This window comes from Oliverpabstia sp. (genome assembly GCF_022785585.1).
Classification (GTDB): Bacteria; Bacillota; Clostridia; order Lachnospirales; family Lachnospiraceae; genus Oliverpabstia; species Oliverpabstia intestinalis.
Map to the genome: position 1 here is coordinate 1 of NZ_JALFPR010000103.1, position 5,390 is coordinate 5,390.

The 5,390-nt window shown below is 46.9% G+C and carries 2 protein-coding genes; one reads left to right on the forward strand and one right to left on the reverse strand.

What is annotated here, in order from left to right:
* Positions 1–364 precede the first annotated feature (364 nt).
* The gene (locus MSA64_RS07195) at positions 365–850 is read left to right on the forward strand and encodes an acyl-CoA thioesterase (protein WP_022171731.1); all 486 of its coding nucleotides are present in this window, start codon (positions 365–367) and stop codon (positions 848–850) included.
* 189 nt (positions 851–1,039) lie between these two features.
* Here the strand turns inward: MSA64_RS07195 and MSA64_RS07200 are convergent, their stop codons facing one another.
* The gene (locus MSA64_RS07200; RefSeq protein WP_287891150.1) at positions 1,040–5,293 is read right to left on the reverse strand and encodes a 2-hydroxyacyl-CoA dehydratase; all 4,254 of its coding nucleotides are present in this window, start codon (positions 5,291–5,293) and stop codon (positions 1,040–1,042) included.
* Positions 5,294–5,390: the final 97 nt, after the last annotated feature.

Sequence of the window (5,390 nt, forward strand, 5' to 3'; positions counted from 1 at the left end):
ATGGGAAATCATGTGGTGAAAGTGCTACGGATCCTGAAAGTATTCCGATAAAGACAGGAATGGGATTTCCCTGAAATAAAGTAATTTGAGTATGGCTGGTAGATTCTGTACAGAACGCCAGCTTTGCTTTGTTTTCTATACAGATAATGAAGCTGCAATTGTAACTATTCAGCAGCCATTATCCCGCGAGGTGTTTTGGCATATTTATGCCAAAATCCCGAGACATACAAGCAAAAATGCCATCACCGAAGGTGATTTTAAATGCGTTTTTGCTCGTAACTGTGAAGGTACTGAATAGTTACCTGCAATTAATGAAGAATAGAACAGCAATGATTTGTGTAATGGAAGAAAGAAGGATATTACAATGGAAGAAACACAGAGACCATGTAAAAGGGTAGTGGATTCTCAGACGGAACAGACGTATCTGATGCGCCCCAATTATCTGAACTGTTATGGAAATCTGTTCGGAGGACAGCTGATGGGCTGGATTGATGAAATTGCCAGTATCGTGGCGATGCGTCACTGCGAGGCGGACATCACGACAGCGGCGATCGATAACCTGAATTTCAAAGAGGGAGCTACTGTAAATGATGTAGTAGTTCTTCGGGGAAAGATTACGTATGTGGGAAGAACTTCGATGGAAGTACGTGTGGACACATATGTAGAAAGTCGTCACGGTATCCGGAAGGTGATCAACCGTGCATATGTGGTAATGGTAGCCGTTGATGAACACCATCACCCGATTCCGGTCCCGGGACTGATCGTCGAGTCGGAAAATGACAGGGCAGAATGGGAAGGCGGAGAAAAACGATATAGGTTAAGAAAACAGCGGAGAAAAGAAGGATTTTAAAAAGAAAATGAAAATGGCTGAGGAAACGTTCTATGACGAATCCTCAGCCATTTTCATTGCAAAAAAGATCTGTAATGTAATGAGCGTTAGCGAGCCAGAAGCGTGCTGGCACGGTTATGGGGAGCGGCGAATGGCGATCATGAACGAAGTTCATGATATAATGATTTTCGCAGATCCATTGTTCTGCTTTTACTTCATATTCTTTACAGCCGTAGACAGCATCAGTTTGATACGGTTCAGCTGGTTTACTTCAGAAGCGCCCGGATCATAGTCGATGGCTACGATATTTGCCTCCGGATGGCTTCTGCGGATCGCTTTGATAACACCCTTGCCAACGATGTGGTTCGGCAGGCATCCGAATGGCTGCGTACACACAATATTCTGTGTACCACCGTGGATCAGTTCCATCATCTCACCGGTCAGAAACCATCCTTCACCAGTCTGGTTACCCATGGATACGATCGGTGAAGCCATGCGGGCGAGATCCGAGATATTTGCCGGCGGATCAAAGTGACGGCTCTTCTTGAACTCTTCGGTAGCAGCACTGCGCAGCCAGTTGATAGCGGCGATACCGGCATTTCCGGTGATAGCTGAAGTCTTCTTAAAGCCCAGTTTCTCATGCTTGAAGTTCTGGTTGTAGAAGCAGTAGCACATGAAGTCAGCCAGATCCGGAACGACAGCTTCGGCACCTTCCTGTTCCAGAAGCTCAGCCAGATGATTGTTGGCAGCAGGAAGGAATTTTACCAGGATCTCACCTACGATACCGACTTTCGGTTTCTTTAAGTTCTCATCGATCGGCAGACGGTCAAAATCGTGGATGATCGTACGGCAGATCTGTTTGAACCGGGTATGACTCAGATGTTTGCCGGATACAAAATCGATACAGATTTTTTCCCATTTTCTATGTAAGCGGTCGGTGGATCCTTTTTTGATTTCATAAGGACGCATGCGGTATACACATTTCATCAGGATATCACCGAAGATACATCCGTAAGCCAGTCTGCGTGCCAGGCCGGGAGTAATCTTGAAGCCGGGGTTGCTCTCCAGACCGCTCAGGTTGATGGAGATTACCGGGATATGTCCCATATCCGCTTTATTCAATGCACGGCGGATGAATCCGATATAGTTCGAAGCACGGCATCCACCACCGGTCTGTGACATGATGATCGCTACTTTGTGCAGGTCGTATTTGCCGGATAACAGTGCCTGCATGATCTGTCCGACAACCATCAGGGACGGGTAGCAGGCATCGTTATTTACATATTTCAGTCCTACATCGACGGCCTCTTTGTTATCATTCGGAAGGACTTCCAGATGATAGCCGCTGGCATTGAAACCTGCCTCCAGAATATTAAAATGCATCGGAGACATCTGTGGGCAGAGGATAGTGTAGTCTTTTCGCATCTCTTCGGTAAATGGTACCCGCTTGATAGAAGAAGGCTGAATCTCCCGTTTCTTTTGCTGTTTCTGTCTGGTTCGAATGGCAGCCAACAGAGAGCGGACACGGATTCTGGCAGCACCTAAGTTGTTTACTTCATCAATCTTCAGGCAGGTATAGATTTTTCCGCTGTTGGAGAGAATTTCCTGTACCTCGTCGGTGGTTACGGCATCCAGACCACAGCCGAAGGAGTTTAACTGGATCAGATCCAGATCGTCACGTTCTTTGACAAAGTTTGCAGCAGCATATAATCGGGTATGATACATCCACTGGTCATTGACACGAAGCGGACGCTCCAGTGGTGCCAGATGAGACACAGAGTCTTCGGTCAGTACGGCGATTCCGTAGGAATTAATCATATCCGGGATACCATGATGGATCTCCGGATCAATGTGGTACGGACGACCTGCCAGAACGATGCCGCGTCTTCCGGTTTCTTCCATATAGCGAAGGGTTTCTTCTCCCTTTCTGCGGATATCGTTTCTCATATGTTCCAGTTCTGCCCACGCAGCATGTGCCGCTTCCAGAACTTCTTCTTTCGGAAGATCGGAGAATTCCTCCACCAGACGCTTTGTGGCTGTCTCTTCATTCGTCAGAGCCAGGAACGGGTTGCGGAAGGTGATGGATGGATCATTTAATTCATCTACATTATTTTTGATGTTTTCTGCATAAGAGGTTACAATCGGGCAGTTGTAATGGTTAATTGCTTCCGGGAACTCGGTACGTTCATATGGAATACATGGATAGAAGATAAACTTCACACCCTGACGAAGCAGCCAGGTCACGTGACCGTGTGCCAGCTTTGCCGGATAACATTCAGATTCACTTGGGATGGATTCGATACCAAGTTCGTAGATCTTACGGTTGGAAGTAGGAGAGAGTACCACCTGATATTTCAGCTTTGTAAAGAAGGTGAACCAGAACGGATAGTTCTCAAACATATTCAGGACTCTCGGGATACCTACTTTACCGCGGACAGCCTGATCGGCATCAAGCGGTGTGTAACCGAAGATTTTTTTGTGTTTATAATCAAACAGGTTCGGGATATTTTCTTTATTTTTCTGTTTTCCGATACCACGCTCACAGCGGTTACCGCTGATATACTGACGACCACCGGAGAAACGGTTGATAGTCAGACGGCAGCTGTTGGTACATCCCTTACAGTTTGCCATGCTGGTGGTGTATTTCAGATCATTGATTTTGTCGATGGAGAGCATGGTTGTATCTTTGCCATCTTCGAAACGTTCTCTTGCGATCAGAGCGGCACCGAAAGCACCCATGATACCTGCAATGTCCGGGCGGATCGCTTCACAGTTGGCGATTTTTTCAAAGCTTCGCAGTACCGCATCGTTATAGAATGTACCACCCTGTACGACAATATTTTTACCAAGCTCAGAAGCATCAGAAACTTTGATTACTTTATATAACGCATTCTTGATAACAGAGTAAGCGAGACCGGCGGAGATATCTGCAACGGAAGCGCCTTCTTTCTGAGCCTGTTTTACTTTGGAGTTCATGAATACGGTACATCTGGTACCGAGGTCGATCGGATTCTCTGCGAATAAAGCTGCTTTTGCAAAATCCTGTACACTGTAGTTCAGGGATTTTGCAAAGGTCTCGATGAAGGAACCGCATCCGGAGGAACAGGCTTCATTTAACTGTACGCTGTCTACGGTGTGATTCTTGATCTTGATACATTTCATATCCTGACCGCCGATATCGAGGATACAGTCGACCTTTGGATCAAAGAAAGCGGCCGCATAATAGTGAGATACAGTTTCAACCTCGCCCTCATCAAGCATCAGAGCAGCTTTGATCAGTGCTTCACCGTAACCGGTGGAGCAGGAGTAGGCGATCCGGGCAGTGTCCGGCATCTGGGAATAGATTTCCTGGACGGCACGGATGGTGGTTGCCAGTGGATTCCCGTTGTTGTTGTCATAGAACGAATACAGCAGGGAACCATCTTCACCGACCAGAGCGGCTTTTGTTGTGGTGGATCCTGCATCGATACCAAGGAAACAGTTGCCTTCATAGGAAGCCAGATCACCAGTGGCTACGTTGTACTGACTCTGGCGTTCGTTAAACGCATCATAGTCTTCCTGGGAAGCGAACAGCGGTTCCATACGTGCAACTTCAAAATCCAGTTTGATAGACTGTGCCATCCGTTCTTTCAGAGCAGACAGAGATACGGAAACCTCTTCTTTGGCATTCAGTGCGGAACCGATTGCTGCAAACAGATGAGAATTTTCCGGAACGATGGTATGCTCTTCATCAAGTTTCAGAGTACGGATAAAGGCCTGTTTTAATTCGGACAGGAAATGCAGCGGACCGCCAAGAAATGCGATATGACCGCGGATCGGTTTTCCGCAGGCCAGTCCACTGATGGTCTGGTTGACAACTGCCTGGAAAATAGAAGCAGATAGGTCTTCTTTGGTAGCACCGTCGTTGATCAGCGGCTGGATGTCCGATTTTGCAAATACGCCGCAGCGGGCTGCGATCGGATATAGAGCCTGATAGTTTTTTGCATATTCGTTCAGTCCGGTAGCATCGGTCTGTAACAGGGAAGCCATCTGGTCGATGAAGGATCCTGTACCACCGGCACAGATACCGTTCATGCGCTGTTCGATGTTGCCGCCCTCAAAGTAAATGATTTTGGCGTCCTCGCCGCCAAGCTCGATGGCTACATCTGTTTTTGGGGCAAGTTCCTGCAACGAGGAAGAAACTGCAATTACTTCCTGTACAAAAGGAACTTCCAGATGATTGGCAAGAGCCAGTCCGCCGGAACCGGTGATAATCGGATGTACGGTCATCTCTCCCAGTTTATCAATGGCTTTTGACAGAAGGGAAGCCAGAGTTTCCTGAATATTGGCAAAATGCCGTTCATAGTCAGCAAACAGAATCTGATGAGACTCATCCAGAATGGCAATTTTAACCGTTGTGGAACCGATATCGATTCCCAGGGTATAATTTGGTGTGTTGTTTGTTGTAGCAGTAATAACTGCCACCTCCTTTTCTGTATGTATATGTAACTATTCAGTAGCCACTGTCCCGCGAGGTGTTTTGACATGAATATGTCAAAATCCCGAGACATACAAGCCAAAA

What these genes read in the sequence shown, in the direction of transcription:
- MSA64_RS07195 (WP_022171731.1), top strand. Translation starts at nt 365, where the DNA reads ATGGAAGAAACACAGAGACCATGTAAAAGGGTAGTGGATTCTCAGACG.